This is a genomic window from Methylobacterium sp. 13MFTsu3.1M2 (assembly GCF_900112625.1).
GTDB lineage: Bacteria > Pseudomonadota > Alphaproteobacteria > Rhizobiales > Beijerinckiaceae > Methylobacterium.
This window is the reverse complement of record NZ_FOMM01000003.1, coordinates 1-15,033: the sequence shown is the minus strand read 5'-3', so window position 1 is coordinate 15,033 and position 15,033 is coordinate 1. Positions and strand designations below refer to the sequence as shown.

Below are 15,033 nucleotides of genomic sequence, written 5' to 3'. Positions count from 1 at the left end.
GCTCCGGCCACGGAATGACGAACCGAAGTCGTCGCGCGTAAATCGGACCGGCCCGGGGCGCGGACTCGCTCTTCCGGAGCCTTGGCGGCAGCACGTTACCGGTATCGAGCCCTATAGCGGGCCTCGACTCGGCGATCGCGACCAAGATTCCTTAAGGGCTCGCGTGCAGGTTTCGCGGAACCGTCAGCAGTCCGGAGCCGCCCGCATGTCGGAGCATCGCAGAGAGGCGCGCCAGAGGGTCTTCCTCAAGGGCCGCATCGTCTTCAACAACGGGTCGTCGAGCCTCGACTGCCTGGTGCGCGACATGTCCCCCACGGGCGCGCGCCTCGTGATGAGCGAGGCCACCACGCTTCCGGACGCGTTCGATCTCTACATCCCGCAGAAGGACCGGACCTACCGGGCCACCCTGCGCTGGCGCCGGGAAGACGGCATCGGCGTGACCTTCGAGGCGCCGGCCCGGGCCGGCACCGCGCCCGCTTCGCCCGATCCGGCCGCGACGGACGCCTCCGTGACCCTGCTGCTGAAGCGCATCAGCGAGCTCGAGACCGAGAACGCCGCCCTGCGCCGGCTTCTCGCCAGCATGGCCCAGTCGGGCGACTCGGCGAGCGCGGCCTGATCCTCAGGCCTGACCGTCAGGCCTGAGCCTCGAGCGCCGCGCGGATGCGGGCGGCGTGCTCGGCGAGGACCCCGCTATCGGCCATCCCGCCCTCGTGGCGCTTCAGCGGCACGCCCTCGCGCCGTGGGATGACGTGGACGTGCAGGTGGAAGACGGTCTGGCCGCCGGCCGGCTCGTTGAACTGGAACACGGTCAGACCCTCGGCCCGGAACGCCGCCTTCACGGCGCGGGCGACCTTCTGGACGCTCGCCATCAGGGCGCCGAGCGAGTCCGGGTCGGCGTCGAGCAGGCCCCGGGCCGGCGCCTTCGGGATCACCAGCGTGTGGCCCTCGCCCTGGGGCATCACGTCCATGAAGGCCAGGGTGTGGGCGTCCTCGTAGACGCGGTGGCAGGGGATCTCGCCCCGCAGGATCTTGGCGAAGATGTTGTCGGGATCGTAGCGGGCGTCGGCCATGCTGCCTCCGGGACTCCTTGAGCGGCCGCAGGTTGCACGGGGCACCGGCCCGCGTCCACACGGGAACAACCTGCGCGCCGCGACGCTTGCATCGCCGCGGCGGCGGCGCCGTGCCGGGGTCCGAGAGCCCGGTGTCCCCCAGACCGCGCAGGGAGTTCCGGATGGCGCACGAGAGCACGGGAGCGATCTACGCGGCGGCGGGCGCCAACCTCGCCATCGCGGCGGCGAAGTTCGTGGGCGGGGCGCTGACCGGCTCGACCGCCATGCTCGCCGAGGGCGTGCACTCGGTGGTCGACACGGCGAACCAGGTGCTGCTCCTCGTCGGCATGAAGCGGGCCGAGCGCCCGGCCGACGCCCGCCACCCGTTCGGCTACGGGCGCGAGATCTACTTCTACGCCTTCGTGGTCGCGCTGATGATCTTCCTCGGCGGCGGACTGTTCGCCGTCTACGAGGGGATCGAGCGGGTCCGCCATCCCGAGCCGGACGTCGATGCCGAGCTGTTCGGCTACCGCCTGCCCGGCCTCTGGGTGAACGTCGCGATCCTGGGCTTCGCCATCGCGGCGGAGGGCACGTCGTTCTTCGTTGCGATGCGCCAGTTCTGGGCCGAGAAGGGCAAGCACTCGGCCGTGCGGGCGATCCGGCGCAGCAAGGACCCGACCCTGTTCACGGTGCTCGCGGAGGACACCGCCGCCCTGATCGGCCTGCTGATCGCGCTCGCCGGCGTGGCCCTGTCCCACCTCCTAGAGATGCCGAGCCTCGACGGCTGGGCGTCGGTCGGCATCGGCCTCGTGCTGATCGGCATGGCGGCGTTCCTGATGGTCGAGACGCACGGTCTGCTGATCGGCGAGGCGGCCGATCCCGAGGTCGTAGCGGCGATCGCGGAGCTGGTCCGCGGCGAGCCGGGCGTGGTCCATGTCAACGAGGTGCTGACCCAGCACCTCGGCCCGTCCGACATCCTGGTCAATCTCAGCATCGACATGACCGACGATCTCAGCGCCGGCGAGGTCGAGAGCCTCGTCACGCGCCTCGACCGGGCGCTGAAGGCGCGCAGCCCCGACGTGACCCGGGTCTTCATCGAGATCCAGCAGCAGGGCGACCACAAGGTCCGGGCGGCGGCCTGAGGGGTGCCGCCTCGCCGGCGCGCACGGACCTCTGTCAGGCGGCCGCACCGGGCGTCGGGGCCGGCGCGAGCACGCCGTCCCAGGGGACAGGCGACGGGAAGACCTCGTCGAGGAAAGCGAGGAACGCCCGCACGTTCGGGCTGCCGCGCCGGCTCTCCGGCCAGAGCGCCGTGAAGACCGAGCGCTCGACCGCGAAGTCCTGCAGGATCGGGATGAGCGCGCCCCGCCCGACATGCGGGGCGGCGATGTAGGTCGGCGAGATGCCGATACCGCCACCGGCCACCAGCACCGCCGTCACCGCGTCGCTGAAATCCGCGACGATGCCGGTATCCGGCGTGATCTCGACCCTGCGGCCGCCCACGTGGAACGGCCAGCGCAGGGCCTGCCCCGTGCTCTGGAAGCGGAAGTTCACGCAGTCGTGGTGGACCAGATCGTCTGGATGCCGCGGCGTGCCGCGCCGCGCCAGATAGGCCGGGGCCGCGAAGGCACAGACCCGGTGCGGCGCGAGGCGGCGCGAGACCAGCCGGGAATCCGCGAGGTCGCCGACCCGGATCGCGACGTCGATGCCCTCCTCGATTAGGTCCACGAAGCGGTCGCTCAGGCGCAGGTCGACCGACAGCTTCGGATGGCGCGCGCGGAAGCGCGGCAGGGCCGGCGCGAGCAGGTGGACGCCGACCGGGATCGACGCCGCCACCTTCAGGGTGCCGGCGGGCTCGGAGCGTGCCGCGACCGCGGCCTGCTCGATCGCCTCGGCCTCGCGGAGGAGCCGCAGCGCGCGCTCCTGCAGGTCGCGCCCCTCCGGCGTCAGGGTCAGCGAGCGGGTGGTCCGGGTGAAGAGGCTCACGCCGAGCCGCGCCTCCAGCCGCTGCACGCTCTTGCTCACCGCCGAGGGCGAGATGCCGAGGGAGCGGGCGGCCGCCGAGTAGCTGCCGAGGGAGGCGGAGCGGGCGAAGGCGACGATGCCCGTGAGCCGGTCGAGGCCGATCTGTTCCATGACGGCACGACTGAAGCGAAGAGCGGACCGATTATCAAGGAGGGGTCGCTGGCCCAATCTCCCGTCCATCGGCGCCGCGCTGGCGACGACCGGCCAGGTTTCCCGCCATGAGCAGCACCCTTCAGGATCGCACCGTCGTGGTCTTCGGCGGCACCTCGGGCATAGGCCTCGCGGCCGCCCGCCAGGCCAGGGCGGCGGGCGCGGAGGTCGTCGTCGTCGGCCGCCACGCGGTGGGCGCCGAGCGCGCCGCGGCGGAGAACGGCTTCGCCGGCTGGCGCGCCGCCGACGTGACGCGGCCCGAGACGATCGCGACCGCTCTGGCCGACATCCCCCGCGTCGACCACCTCGCGCTGCTGGCCGGGACCTTCGTGGCCGGCAGGGTCCTCGAGGCCGAGGTCGAGCACCTCGCGCGGGCCTTCGACGAGCGAATCTGGGCTGCCATTCATGCCCTGCGCGCCCTCGGCGGCCGGCTCGCCGGGGACGGCTCGGTCACCCTCATCTCCGGCGCCCTGGCGGACCGCCCGAGCGCGCAGGGGACCGCCGTGCTGGCGGCGGCGTCGGCCGCGATGGAGGCCTTCGCCCGCGGCCTCGCGCTCGAACTGGCACCGGTGCGGGTGAACGCGCTCTCGCCCGGCACCACCGACACCCCACTCCTGGCCCGCACACTCGGCGCCCACCGCGACGCCTACGTGGCCGGGCTGACCGAGAGGCTGCCGCAGAGACGCCTCGGCACCGCCGAGGAGGCCGGTGCCGCCGTCGTCTTCCTGATGAGCAACGGCTTCATGAACGGCGAGACCCTGCACATCGACGGCGGCGGCCGCCTGATATGAGCCGCCGGCCGCCGCGCGGCACGCCCGACAACCCCCTTCGAAGGAGACGCGCGATGTCCGATGGCACGGAGGCCGCGCCGGCGGCACAGCCCGACTACGACCGGCTGCTGCGCGCCAATCTCGCGCGGATCTTCAACGCGCGGGACGCCGGCGCGCGGGCGGCCGCCCTGGCCGAGCTCTACGTGGCCGAGCCGACCCTGTTCGAGCCGGACAACGTCGTGCGCGGGCGGGCCGCGATCGCCGCGGTCGCCGGGGCGCTCCTGGACCGGTTCGGGCCGACCTTCCGCTTCGTGCCCGTCGGCACGGCCGCCGGACACCACGGCGTGGGATCGCTGCGCTGGGAAGCCGGTCCGGAGGGCGGCCTGGTCGCGGTCACCGGGACGGACGTTGCCGAGATCGTGGACGGCAGGATCGCGCGACTCTGGGTGCTGCTCGACCCGCCGCCCCCCTGAGACCGCCGCCACCGAACGCTCCGATCTTCAGTCGCTCCGGCCCATTTGCCGGAGGCTCAGCGCCCAGAGCCGCTCCTGGACGGCCTCGTCGCGGCTCTCGGCCGAGGAGACCTTCGGCCGACCGTGGGAGAAGTATCGGCCCGTGACCCCGTCCAGGCCCGGGTCGCTGGCCACGTGGAGGGAGGTCCGCGCGCCCTTCTCGGGCGTGATCAGCAACGGCCGCATCAGCGCCCAGGCCGCGCCGAGCAGGCCGCCGGTGTTCTTGGCGAAGCCGGTATTGACCACCCCCGGATGGACGGCGTTCGCCGTGATGCCGCTGTCGCGCAGGCGCCGGGCGAGCGCGTAGGTGAACAGCACGTTGGCGAGCTTGGCCTGGGCATACGCGCCCATCGCCCGGTAGCGCCGGGCACCCTCGACGTCGTCGAAGTCGATGTGCCCCCGGTAATGGGCCGCCGAGGCGACGTTGACGATCCGCGGCTTCCCGCCCGCCGCCGCCGCGTCCTTCAGCGTGTCGAGGAGTTCGAGGGTCAGGAGCACGTAGCCCAGATGGTCGAGCGCCCAGGTCCGCTCGATCCCGTCGACGGTCAGCGTGCGCCGGTCGAAGATCGCGCCGGCATTGTTCACCAGCACGTCGAGGCGCGGATAGGCCGCCCGCAGGGTTCCGGCGAGCCGGCGGATCTCGGCCTGCGCGGACAGGTCCGCGCGGTGCGGCTCCACGGCGGCGCCGGGCACCGCGGCGCGGATCCTGTCGGCGCAGGCCTGCAGCTTCCCGCTGTCCCGGCCGACCATGGCGACCCGCGCGCCGAGGCGCGCGAGACCGAGAGCCGTCTCGTAGCCGATGCCGCCGGTCGCCCCGGTGACGAGGCAGACCGCGCCGCGCACCGCGCCGGCCTCAGAACACCGCCTGGCCGACCGCGAAGGCGATGACCACGATCACGATGGCGATGAGCAGGAACAGGCCGAACAGGATGCGGGCCAGCGAGCCGGCGCCGGAGGCGATGCCGGTGAAGCCGAGACCGCCGGCGATCAGCGAGATCACGAAGCAGATGAGGGCCCATTTCAGAAGGGTCATGGCGTCACTCCGGCTGCGCCCCGGCGCGGGGCCTGATGCTGCTGCCTCAACCGACGCCAAGCGAGACCGTTCCGCGGATTCCGGACCGGTCCGCTTTTATTCTTACCCGCGTCCGGCCGCTCGGTCGGGGACGCGGTCAGCCGGTCTTCGCCACGGGCTGCGCCGGCACGTCGGCCCGTTCCAGCATGATCTCCGCCAGCGTGTGGTAGAGGCCGCCGCGGCAGATCGCCTTCGAGGCCGCGTCGGCCAGGAGCGCCGCGACCATCAGGGGGATCACCATCGCGTGGTTCTGGGTCATCTCGGTGACGATGACGAAGCTGGTGATCGGCGCCTGCAGCACGCCCGTCAGGTAGGCCACCATCCCGATCAGCACGACGGCGCCGACGGGCATGCCCGGCAGGAATCCGTGGACCGTGCCGCCGAGGCCGGCCCCGACCGCCAGGGACGGCGCGAACAGGCCGCCCGGGATACCGCTGATCGAGCTGAGCACGGTGGCGGCGAATTTCAGGGGCGCGTAGGTCCAGCCGGCCGTCGCGTCGCCGTGGAGGATGGCCTTGGCCTCCTCGTAGCCGGTCCCGTAGGCGGCGCCCCCGGAGGCGAGGCCGCACAGGGCGACGCACAGCCCGCAGGTCGCCGCGAAGATCACGGGCCGCTTCCGGATCATCCGTCCGGCCGCGCCCGGCAGGCCGCGGGCGAACAGGATGACGAGGCGGCTGAACAGGCCGCCCGCGAGGCCGCCGACCACGGCGATCAGCGGCACGATCCAGCTGGCCGCCAGCGGCAGGGCGGCGTCGGTCGTCCCGAAATAGGTATAGTTGCCGAGGAGCCCGAGCGAGGTCAGGCCCGCGGCCACGATCCCGGCCACGATCAGGCCGGAGGAGCGCGCCTCGTAGGCGCGTCCCAGTTCCTCGATGCCGAACACGATGCCGGCGAGGGGCGTGTTGAAGGCCGCAGCGACCCCGGCCGCGCCGCCCGCGAGGAGCAGCCCGGGCAGGCGCTCCGGGGTCAGGCGGCCGAAGGCGGCCATGATCGCGGCGCCGACCTGCACGGTCGGCCCCTCGCGGCCCGCGGAGGCGCCGCAGAACAGGCCCAGGAACAGGACCAGCACCTTGCCGAAGGCCACGCGCGGCGAGATCAGGGAGTAGCGGAAGCCGGTATCCCGGGCGTGGCGGGCGGCGATCACCTGCGGGATGCCCGAGCCTTGCGAGTTCGGGAAGACCGTGAGGGCGAGCAGCGCCGCGAGAGCGAAGCCCGCGGGCGTCAGCACCAGGGCGATCAGCGGCGACGGCGCGGTGAGCCGCCGGAACCCGTCCTGCGCGAGGTCGGCGCCCTTGGCCATCAGCACGGCGGCGAGGCCCACGCCGATGCCGCCCACGAGGAAGAGCAGCCGCCCGCGCCAGAGCGGATAGGCCTCCATCGAGGCCGACCGCAGGCGCATGATCGAGCGGCGGTAGCGCGACCGTTGCGGGGGCGGAGCCTCCGTCGTGTCCGGCACCTCGTCCCGCTTCTCGACCATGAAAGAGCACCTCGTCCGCGCAGTGAGAGCGGACGCTATAGCGCAATGGTCAAGGAAAGGCCCCCTGCGCGGGACGGCCGAGGGCCGGCACCGGCGTGCCGGCCCCGCCGCTCAGCCGATCACCACCTGTGGTGCCAGGCGGCCCGATGCCAGCCGCCGTGATGGTGCCAGCCCCAGGGGCGACGCCAGCCCGCGTGGCGCCAGCCCCACCGATGGTGCCAGCCCCGGGGACGGCCCCAGCCGTAGGCCACCGGTCGGGCGTAGTAGACCGGGCGGTACGCGTAGGGGCGCCAGTTCGGCTTGCACCAGCCTGACCAGCCCCGGTGGAAGCCCGGGCCGCAGCCCTGGGCAGCCTCCGCCGTACCGGCCGTGGCGGCCAACGTTCCGAGCGCGAGGAGTGCTGCGCCTGCCAGCTTCATCCGCATCGTCGTCCTCCGTTCAGTTTCGAGCAGCGCGATGATCCAGCCCCGGTCCGACCGAGTTGTCGCCGGATCATGTCCGGCCGTCCGCGACGGGCCGGAAGTGGGCTCGAAACATCCGAGGCCGGGGAAGCGTTTCTTCACGAACCTGTGCGCGCGAGACGACTGAGCCTCCGCGGAGACAAGCGTCGCAATACGCTGCCGCCCGGTCCGGTCATCGTGCGACGATTGCGAGGATACCGAAGCGCCCCAGCGGCCGCGCGGCCGTCCCGCCTCAGCCCTCGGCGGCGCAGAGCTTCTCCACCGCCCGCACATAAGCCTTGGCGTCGAACTTCTTGAGCGAGTTCTCGCTCTGATAGCGGACCGTGCCGAAGATCTCGCGCTTCTGCCAGGGCCGGTCGTGCAGGCCGTACACCCAGGCGACGTTGGTGAAGGAGTTCGGATCGCGCCCGTCGAGGAAGTAGCGGTTGTTCAGGCGGAGCGTCCGCGCGAAGCCCTCCTCGGGCGACGGGGACCATTCGAGGATCTTCTTGCCCCAGTACATCCGCAGCTGATTGTGCATGTAGCCGGTCTCGCGCATCTCGCGCATCGCGGCGTTCCAGTAGCGGTCGTGGGTCTCGCCGGCGGCGAGCTGCGCCTCCGAGTAGGCGTGGGGGCGCTCGTCCTTCGCGTGCTCGGCCAGGGTCTTGCGCGCCCAGTCCGGCACGGCCCTGTCGTAGGCGTCGTAGCCCTCCGTGTAGAAGACGTGGTTCATGGCGAGCTCGCGCCGGACGATCAGCTCCTCCAGGTAGGCGCCGCGGTCGTCGGCATCGCCGACCTTGGCCTCCCGCACCGCCAGGGCGATCTCCACCGGCGAGATCTGCCCGAAATGCAGGTAGGGGCTCATGTGCGAGGCGGCGGCCGCCTCCGGCATGTTGCGCCCCGCGCCGTAGCCCGAGAACCCGTCCTTCAGGAACGCCTTCAGGCGCTTACGGGCCTGCGTCTCGCCGCCCGTGAAGCGCTTCACCGGGCCGACCTCCCGGTCGAGGGTCATGCCGGCCAGCACGGCCTCCGGATCGGAGACGTCGATCGCGCTCTTCAGCGTCAGGCGATCGGCCGCGCGCTTCACCCGGTGGGGTTTCAGCGCCGCGAGGAACGGGTCCCACAGCCGGTTCAGCTTCGGCCTCAGCGTCCGGGCGGCGTACTCGTGCTTCGGCGAGGCCGTCTCGACCGGCACGACGACGTCGCCCTCGACCTGGACGATCCGCGTCTTCACCGACTTAGCGATCTCCCGGTACCAGCCCTTCTGGATCGCGAGGTAGCCGCGGTCGAGCACGAGGAGCGCGGCGTCCTCGGCGAGGGCGATGGCGATCTCGGCGGGCGAGCACTTGCGCATGACGAAGCCGATCCCGCGCTTCTCCAGGCCTGCCTTCGCCTCCGCGAGACCCTGGAGCAGGAAGGCATAGTGCCGGGCATTGGCCTCGGGAAAGCCGCTCGCGCCGTCCAGCAGGCCGAAGCAGGCGACGACCGGCAGATCGAGGCGGTTTCCCTCCTTGATGGCGAGTTCGAGAGCCGGATTGAACGTCGCCCGGTTCGCCTGCTGCAGGAGATACAGGACGTAGGCGCCGTCTTCGCGCGGCTCGACATCGTTGAGGATCCGGATCCGTTCGCCCTGGATCGCCATGCTCACCTGCTCCTTGCTTGGCGCGCCGCGCCGGAACCTTGGCCGGAGAAGGTAGAGCGGGCGGGATTTTCGTCCGTCCGGACCGGACGGATGAAAAGCCGCAGTCGAGGCGACGGGCCGAACTCCGGCTCCAGCCGCCAAAACCCCGCCTCATCAGGGACTTGCACGGCGATCGATCGGTCCCGCCCGCGACAATGCAGGTTTCGATCGCGCTCGACGGCCTGCGACATTTTCAACACAGGCGGGAAGCGACGCGTGCGCGAGCGCACGAAAGGACAGCCCTGCTGTCCTGATGCTCTTGAATTTTCCGTCGAGGAGCGCAGATTGTGCAGCGCGGGAAGGCGATGGCGTCGCCCTTCCGCAGCCCTTCTTGGGCGTTTCCTCCCTAGACTTCGGGCCGCTCCTTCGGGAGTGGCCTTTTTTCTGTCCGGAGCAGGCGCGGGCCCCGGTCCGGCCCTTTCACGGGCGCGTTGAGGGGCAGCGCGCTTCCCGCGCAGGCGGGGCGCCCGGAGCGCGACGGACCCCTCTCCGGCGGCCCTGCCTCCCTGGGAGATCCGCGCCGCCGGCGATCCGACAGGCCCTCGGCCACGGCGTGTCAGCGCGTCGCGCTGGACCCCGCCCGGCTCGCCGCCAGCGCGGCGGCCTTGCCGCCCGCCGTGTAGAGGTCGAGGCGCGCGTAGACGCCGAATTCCGAGCCGTCGTCGAGGAAACCGCCGCCTGGCCCCTGCGTCTCGGTGAGGATCGCGTTGGCCTCGTCGAGCGTCAGCGCCGGGAAGGCCGCGGTCAGCAGGTGGCCGGCCTCCGGCGCGACCTTGCCCACGTCCTCCCGCCGGCCGGCGGTGTCCGGATGCACCACGGGCAGGCCGTAGGTCTGGGTCGCCGCGTAGAAGGCGGCGTTGGCGGCCGCGTCCTTGAACCGGCCGGTATCCTTCGCCGCGCAGGCCGACACCGCGTCGCCGCAGCCGGCCTTCAGCGCCTCGGTCATCGCCGCGCGGGCCTCCGTCAGGAGCGCCCGGTAATCCGTCACGCCGACCGTCCTGTCGGCCTCGGCGGACGCCTTGTCGAGGACGGCCGGGTTCTTCCGGATCTGGCCGACATAGGCCGGATCGTTGGCGAGCAGGTGCGCGAGGGCGTGCAGCGAGGTCGCCCGGCCGCCCAGCACGTCCATGGCGTAGTGCGCCCCGACGATGATCCGGTCGTTGCCGTACTCGGCGGCGCGGGCGACCATCTGCTGGTAGCGCTCGGGCACGAGCAGCGCGAGCACCATGGACTCGGTGTAGCCGTAGGTGGTGTGCCCGCTCGGGTAGGACGGGCTGTTCACGAGGTCCTGCGAGGGGCCGCGCAGCCAGTCGAGGCTGTCGGACGCGTCACCGAAATAGTCCTTGCCGCGATACGAGAGGAGGCGTGGCAGGGTCTGGAATGGCCGCGAATTGCCGTAGCGGTCGGCGCCGGGGCTCCCGGCCGGCCGGTCGTAGGCCTTGCCGAACACGTCGGTGACGGCGCCGTTCGACAGGATCGCGGCGGCCTCGTCCGAGACCGGATGCTTGCCGTTGGTCGTGGCGTTGGCGAAGAAGTACTTGCCGGAATTCGAATCCGACTTGGTCACGTTGTTGGTGTAGCCGATCAGGTTGGCGACCGCCGGCGCGATGCTGGTGAAGGTCTTGTAGTCGCTGTAGGTCGCCTTGGCGTGGTAGGCGCGGGCGAGCGTGGTGCCGAGGCCGTCGGCGAGGTTGGCGGCGTTGCCGTCGGTGATGAAGCAGTCCTGCAGGGCGAGCTGCTGCTGCTCGGGGAACGGCAGGAGCAGCGGCTGTTTCAGCGCGCCGCTCTGGATGTCGCCGGTGACCCGCAGGTTCGCGTCGAGCGCCGCCTTGCCGTCGGGCGTCATCTGCAGCCGGGCCACCGGGACCAGCCCGCGCAGGGCCGACAGGTTGGCGGCCGACTGTGCGAGGGCCTGGAGGGGCAGCGCCGCCCCGAGCAGAGCCAATCCGACCCGCAGCGTCCCGAACATGCAGCCCTCCCCTCGCCGATGCCGTGCCGGACGCTAGAGCCGTTCCCGATCGCGTGGCAATCGGGCGCGGCCCCGACGTCCCCATCTTTGAAGCGCCCCGGGGCGCCGCGCCGGCCTCCCGCGGCGGCGCGCGCCTCAGCCCCGCGCCCGGGCGCGGATCATGAAGTTGTCGTAGGTGTACTCTGCCACCTGGAACCAGAGGTACTCCTCGTTGCGGAAGGTCCGCATCGCCTCGTAGACACGGCGGAAATCGGCGTTCTTGGCGGCGATCTCGGCGTAGACGTCATTGGCGTTCTTGAGGGCGGCCTCCATGACGTCCTGGGGGAACGGCCGAAGCTGCGCGCCCCCGGCCACCAGCCGGCGCAGGGCCTGCGGGTTGCGGGCGTCGTACTTGGCCTGGACGTCGGCGCCGACCTCGGCCGCCGCGGCCCGGAGGATCCCCTGGTAGGATTTCGGCAGCGCCTTCCACTTCTCGGCGTTGAACCAGAAGTGCAGCAGGGCGCCGCCCTCCCAGAAGCCGGGATAATGGTAGATCGGCGCGACCTTCTGCAGGCCGAGCCGCTCGTCGTCGTAGGGCCCGATCCACTCGGCGGCGTCGAGCTTCTTGCTCTCCAGGGCCGCGTAGATCTCCGGGCCCGGCACCGCCTGCGGCTGGACGCCGAACTTGGCGAGCACCTGGCCGCCCATGCCGCCGATCCGGAACTTCAGGCCCTGCAGGTCCGCGAGGGTCTTGATCTCGCGACGGAACCAGCCGCCCATCTGGGCGCCGGTGTTGCCGCCCGGCAGGCAGACCAGCCCGGCCTTGGCGAAGACCTCGGCGAAGAGTTCGGCGGCGCCGCCCGCCTGCCACCACGCGGCGGCGCCCCGGGCGTTGAGGCCGAAGGGCACCGCGGTGGCCAGCGCGAAGGTCGGATCCTTGGCCATGCCGAGGGTCGCAGGACCGTGTCCCATCTCGACAGTGCCGGCGGCCACGGCGTCGAGCAGGCCCTCGGCCGGGACCGGCTCGCCGGGGCCCTGGACCTGGATCTGGAAGCGCCCGTCGGTGGCCTCCGCGACGATCCGGCTGAGCGCCTCGGGGGCGCCGTACAGGATGTCGAGGGTCTTCGGGTAGGCGGAGGACAGGCGCCAGCGCAGCTCCGGGGCGGACTCGGCCCGGGCCGGCGCGGCGAGCGGCCCGGTCAGGGCCGCGGCGGCGCCGAGGCCGGCGGTCAGCACGCTGCGGCGCCGCGTCCCGGCCGCGGGGGATCGCGCGAGGTGAGGTTCGTCCAACGGCATCTCGTCCGAGCAGGTCCGACCCGTCCGGGCCGGATCGGGGGTCGCAGGTAGCACGTGCGTGCCGGTTCTCGAAAGCCGCGGGCGGCCCGGGCAGTTCCGTGGCGCCTCGAAACCGGATCGTGCCCGTGCTAGGCGCCCGGGATGCGAACCGAGCCCGCCGTCACCCTGCACACCGTCTGCGGCCTGGAGGAACTGGCCGGCCACGGCGCGCGCGGCGTGAGCCACGTCCTGTCGCTGCTCGATCCCGGCACGCCGGAGCCCGCGGCCTTCACCGCCTACGGCGTCCATGCCCGCACGACCCTCCGGTTCCACGACTGCCTCGGCCCGGGCGACGGTCTCGTCCCGCCCGAGCCGGAGCACGTCGCGGCGATCCTGGATTTCGGGCGGGCGCTCGACGGGGCCGGCCATCTCCTGGTCCACTGCCATTACGGCCTGTCGCGCTCCACGGCGGCGCTGCTGACCCTGTTCGCGCAGGCCGAGCCGGACGCGTCCGCCGCCGCACTGGTGGAGCGGCTCCACGCCCTGCGCGAGCCGGCTTGGCCGAACGCGCGCATGATCGGCTACGCCGACGCGATGCTCGGGCGGGACGGGGAACTCAGCGCGGCGGTGCGGCGGTTGCACGCCCTGCAATTGCGGGTCCGCCCGCATCTGGCAGAGCTGCTGCGCGGCCTCGGCCGCGGCGCGGAGGTCGAGGCCGCAGAGACCTTGTGAGGTTGCCTGTGCGGGGTCCGCCCCTCACTTGCCGGCCGGCGTGAAGCTCCCGTCCTTCCACACGTAGAGCACGTAGCCCTGGGCGGTGACGTCGCCCTTGGCATCGAAGCCGACGGTGCCGAGCACGAGATCGAAGCGCTCGGTGTGCAGGGCCTGCGCGATCGGCCTCGGCTCAGTGGAGTGGGCGAAGTTGCCGGCCGCCACCAGCGCCTGCATGGCCGCGTACCCGTAGATCGTCGAGCCCGTGGGATCGACGCCCTCGGCCTTGAAGGCCTTCACGACGGCCGCGGCGGCGGGCTGCCGGCTCGGGTCGAGGTAGAAGGTCATCAGCACGCCGTTGCTGGCCGATCCGGCGATCTTGGCGAAGTCCGGCGTGGCGATGGCCGAGGTACCGAACCATTGCGGCCGGAAGCCCCGGTCCGCCGCGATCTTCACGAGGCGGCCCATCTCGGCGGCGTCGCCGCCGTAGTAGACGACCTCGATCCCCGCGCCCTTGAGGCGGTCGACCAGGGCGGCGTCGTCGGCGTCGCTCGGCGAGAAGGACAGGAACAGCGCCTCGTTCACGCCGATGCGGTTGAGGTTGTCCTTGGTGGCGGCGGCGAGGCTGCGCGCCGCCGGCGTCTGGTCCTGGATCAGCGCGATCTTCCGGTCGCGGAACCGCTCGGCCAGCACGGCGGCGGACAGGCGCGCCTGGTCGTCGTCGCGGCCGCAGACCCGGAAGATGTTCGGCAGCCCCCGGTCGGTGAGCCGGGCCGCCACCGAGGCCGCGGTGATCATCACCACCCCGTTCTGGGCGTAGATGTCAGAGGCCGCGATGGAGGCGTTGGAGCAGACATGGCCGACGACGAGACGGACGTTCGACCGGACGAAGTGGTTGGCCACCGCCATGGCGGTGTTCGAGTCGCAGGCGTCGTCCTGCACGTCGAGGGTCACGGGCTGGCCGTCGAGGCCACCCATGGCGTTGGCGTCCCGGGCGGCGGCCTCGACGCCGCGCAGAACCTGCTCGCCGACCGCCACGTAGGGACCAGACCGCGGAACCGCGACGCCGACCACCACGTCGGCCACCGCTTGGGTGGCGGGCAGGAGCGCGAGACACAGGCTCAGGGTGATCAGCGCGGGCCGGAGCGGCCCGTGGGCGGGGACGAAACGTCCGATCTTCATCGGGCTCTTCTGGGCATCCTTGCGCGACACGTCGGCGCGACGGCGGATGCGGCTCCGTAGCCTCGATCCCGCCCCGCACCCAGTGCCCATACGCGAGGACGCGGCGAAACGCGATTTTTTTCCGCGGCGGTCCTGTCGACGACCTGGCCCCTACTTGGCGTAGGCGTAGGCCGTCGCGGCGGAGGCGACCGGTCCGGTGACGCCGTTGAAGGCGGTGAGGACCTTCTGGACCTCGGTGAAGGGCGCGTTCGACACGTAGATCAGGTCGCGGTTGCGCATCCGGAACGCCTGGGACACGAACAGGCTGTTGGGATCGCGCATGTCGATCCGGTAGACCACCGGCACCAGAGGCGTGCCGAGCAGCTTCGAGCCGGGGCTGAGCCGGCGCACGACGCTGGCCGGCTCGAACCGGAAGATGAACGTCCCGGCCGGGTCGGCGGCGAAGTCCGACAGGCCGCGCGCCTTGGCCAGCGCCTGCGCCAGCGTGATGCCGTCGGCCTGGAACGGCAGCTCGGTGCTGTTGCCCAGCGCGCCCACCGCGATGAAGGTCTGCGGGTCGCGCACGAGCGTCAGCACGTCGTTGGGCCGCAGGTAGATGTTCTCACGCGGGTTCGACACCACCGTGGTCAGCGGCACGGTCGCGGTCACCGGCCCGCGCGAGAGCCGCACGAAGGTCTCGTTGACCGGCGCGCGGTTGCCGCCGGCGGCGGCGATGACGTCGAGGATGCGGTCGCCGTGGCC

Annotated in this window: 15 protein-coding genes and 1 pseudogene; 5 read left to right on the top strand and 11 right to left on the bottom strand. The window is 72.1% G+C overall.

Going from position 1 to position 15,033, the window contains the following annotated elements; translation table 11 throughout:
* The first annotated feature begins 205 nt into the window (after positions 1–205).
* Entirely contained in the window at positions 206–616 is a 411-nt protein-coding gene (locus BM314_RS02170; RefSeq protein WP_020092739.1) for a PilZ domain-containing protein, read from the top strand.
* A gap of 16 nt (positions 617–632) precedes the next feature.
* On the opposite strand, the gene BM314_RS02165 is transcribed toward BM314_RS02170, so the two are convergent.
* On the bottom strand, positions 633–1,070 hold the full coding sequence (locus tag BM314_RS02165) for an HIT family protein (protein ID WP_020092740.1): 438 nt from the start codon (positions 1,068–1,070) through the stop codon (positions 633–635).
* A gap of 161 nt (positions 1,071–1,231) precedes the next feature.
* On the opposite strand from BM314_RS02165, the gene BM314_RS02160 reads away from it, so the two are divergent.
* Positions 1,232–2,191, top strand: coding sequence for a cation diffusion facilitator family transporter (locus BM314_RS02160; protein ID WP_020092741.1), 960 nt, complete (start codon positions 1,232–1,234; stop codon positions 2,189–2,191).
* Between the two features lie 34 nt (positions 2,192–2,225).
* Here BM314_RS02160 and BM314_RS02155 read toward each other — a convergent pair whose 3' ends face one another.
* Positions 2,226–3,185, bottom strand: a complete 960-nt coding sequence (locus tag BM314_RS02155) for a LysR family transcriptional regulator (protein ID WP_056525717.1) — start codon at positions 3,183–3,185, stop codon at positions 2,226–2,228.
* Between the two features lie 107 nt (positions 3,186–3,292).
* Here BM314_RS02155 and BM314_RS02150 point away from each other — a divergent pair, with 107 nt between their 5' ends.
* Entirely contained in the window at positions 3,293–4,015 is a 723-nt protein-coding gene (locus tag BM314_RS02150) for an SDR family oxidoreductase (RefSeq protein ID WP_056525714.1), read from the top strand.
* A 53-nt stretch (positions 4,016–4,068) separates the two neighbouring features.
* Entirely contained in the window at positions 4,069–4,467 is a 399-nt protein-coding gene (locus BM314_RS02145; RefSeq protein WP_091976696.1) for a nuclear transport factor 2 family protein, read from the top strand.
* 27 nt (positions 4,468–4,494) lie between these two features.
* Here BM314_RS02145 and BM314_RS02140 read toward each other — a convergent pair whose 3' ends face one another.
* The 7 genes from BM314_RS02140 to BM314_RS02110 all read right to left on the bottom strand — a co-directional run bounded on the left by BM314_RS02140 (position 4,495) and on the right by BM314_RS02110 (position 12,414).
* Positions 4,495–5,349 carry an SDR family oxidoreductase gene (locus BM314_RS02140; protein WP_091976694.1) on the bottom strand — a complete coding sequence of 285 codons (855 nt, stop codon included), beginning with the start codon at positions 5,347–5,349 and terminating at the stop codon, positions 4,495–4,497.
* Between the two features lie 10 nt (positions 5,350–5,359).
* Positions 5,360–5,539, bottom strand: coding sequence for a DUF1328 domain-containing protein (locus BM314_RS02135; protein WP_010685332.1), 180 nt, complete (start codon positions 5,537–5,539; stop codon positions 5,360–5,362).
* 136 nt (positions 5,540–5,675) lie between these two features.
* Complete coding sequence (locus BM314_RS02130) at positions 5,676–7,055, bottom strand: chloride channel protein (RefSeq protein ID WP_091976693.1); 1,380 nt, start codon at positions 7,053–7,055, stop codon at positions 5,676–5,678.
* Positions 7,056–7,174: 119 nt separating this feature from the next.
* Positions 7,175–7,480, bottom strand: a complete 306-nt coding sequence (locus BM314_RS02125; protein ID WP_091976691.1) for a GCG_CRPN prefix-to-repeats domain-containing protein — start codon at positions 7,478–7,480, stop codon at positions 7,175–7,177.
* Between the two features lie 268 nt (positions 7,481–7,748).
* On the bottom strand, positions 7,749–9,137 hold the full coding sequence (locus BM314_RS02120) for a deoxyribodipyrimidine photo-lyase (protein ID WP_091976690.1): 1,389 nt from the start codon (positions 9,135–9,137) through the stop codon (positions 7,749–7,751).
* Between the two features lie 595 nt (positions 9,138–9,732).
* The gene (locus tag BM314_RS02115) at positions 9,733–11,145 is read right to left on the bottom strand and encodes a phosphatase PAP2 family protein (RefSeq protein WP_091976688.1); all 1,413 of its coding nucleotides are present in this window, start codon (positions 11,143–11,145) and stop codon (positions 9,733–9,735) included.
* Between the two features lie 135 nt (positions 11,146–11,280).
* On the bottom strand, positions 11,281–12,414 hold the full coding sequence (locus tag BM314_RS02110) for a TRAP transporter substrate-binding protein (protein WP_244435295.1): 1,134 nt from the start codon (positions 12,412–12,414) through the stop codon (positions 11,281–11,283).
* A 147-nt stretch (positions 12,415–12,561) separates the two neighbouring features.
* On the opposite strand from BM314_RS02110, the gene BM314_RS02105 reads away from it, so the two are divergent.
* Positions 12,562–13,131 (top strand): tyrosine phosphatase family protein, encoded by a 570-nt coding sequence (locus BM314_RS02105; RefSeq protein WP_091976687.1) that lies wholly within the window; start codon positions 12,562–12,564, stop codon positions 13,129–13,131.
* A gap of 24 nt (positions 13,132–13,155) precedes the next feature.
* Here the strand turns inward: BM314_RS02105 and BM314_RS02100 are convergent, their stop codons facing one another.
* Complete coding sequence (locus BM314_RS02100; RefSeq protein ID WP_091976885.1) at positions 13,156–14,292, bottom strand: branched-chain amino acid ABC transporter substrate-binding protein; 1,137 nt, start codon at positions 14,290–14,292, stop codon at positions 13,156–13,158.
* Between the two features lie 150 nt (positions 14,293–14,442).
* Positions 14,443–15,033, bottom strand: a pseudogene (locus BM314_RS02095) (sugar transporter); the annotation flags it as partial.

Excerpts from the sequence above, each read along its gene's own strand:
- BM314_RS02170 (WP_020092739.1), top strand. The coding sequence starts at position 206 with ATGTCGGAGCATCGCAGAGAGGCGCGCCAGAGGGTCTTCCTCAAGGGC.
- BM314_RS02165 (WP_020092740.1), bottom strand. The coding sequence starts at position 1,070 with ATGGCCGACGCCCGCTACGATCCCGACAACATCTTCGCCAAGATCCTG.
- BM314_RS02160 (WP_020092741.1), top strand. The coding sequence starts at position 1,232 with ATGGCGCACGAGAGCACGGGAGCGATCTACGCGGCGGCGGGCGCCAAC.
- BM314_RS02155 (WP_056525717.1), bottom strand. The coding sequence starts at position 3,185 with ATGGAACAGATCGGCCTCGACCGGCTCACGGGCATCGTCGCCTTCGCC.
- BM314_RS02150 (WP_056525714.1), top strand. The coding sequence starts at position 3,293 with ATGAGCAGCACCCTTCAGGATCGCACCGTCGTGGTCTTCGGCGGCACC.
- BM314_RS02145 (WP_091976696.1), top strand. The coding sequence starts at position 4,069 with ATGTCCGATGGCACGGAGGCCGCGCCGGCGGCACAGCCCGACTACGAC.
- BM314_RS02135 (WP_010685332.1), bottom strand. The coding sequence starts at position 5,539 with ATGACCCTTCTGAAATGGGCCCTCATCTGCTTCGTGATCTCGCTGATC.
- BM314_RS02130 (WP_091976693.1), bottom strand. The coding sequence starts at position 7,055 with ATGGTCGAGAAGCGGGACGAGGTGCCGGACACGACGGAGGCTCCGCCC.
- BM314_RS02125 (WP_091976691.1), bottom strand. The coding sequence starts at position 7,480 with ATGCGGATGAAGCTGGCAGGCGCAGCACTCCTCGCGCTCGGAACGTTG.
- BM314_RS02120 (WP_091976690.1), bottom strand. The coding sequence starts at position 9,137 with ATGGCGATCCAGGGCGAACGGATCCGGATCCTCAACGATGTCGAGCCG.
- BM314_RS02115 (WP_091976688.1), bottom strand. The coding sequence starts at position 11,145 with ATGTTCGGGACGCTGCGGGTCGGATTGGCTCTGCTCGGGGCGGCGCTG.
- BM314_RS02105 (WP_091976687.1), top strand. The coding sequence starts at position 12,562 with ATGCGAACCGAGCCCGCCGTCACCCTGCACACCGTCTGCGGCCTGGAG.
- BM314_RS02100 (WP_091976885.1), bottom strand. The coding sequence starts at position 14,292 with ATGAAGATCGGACGTTTCGTCCCCGCCCACGGGCCGCTCCGGCCCGCG.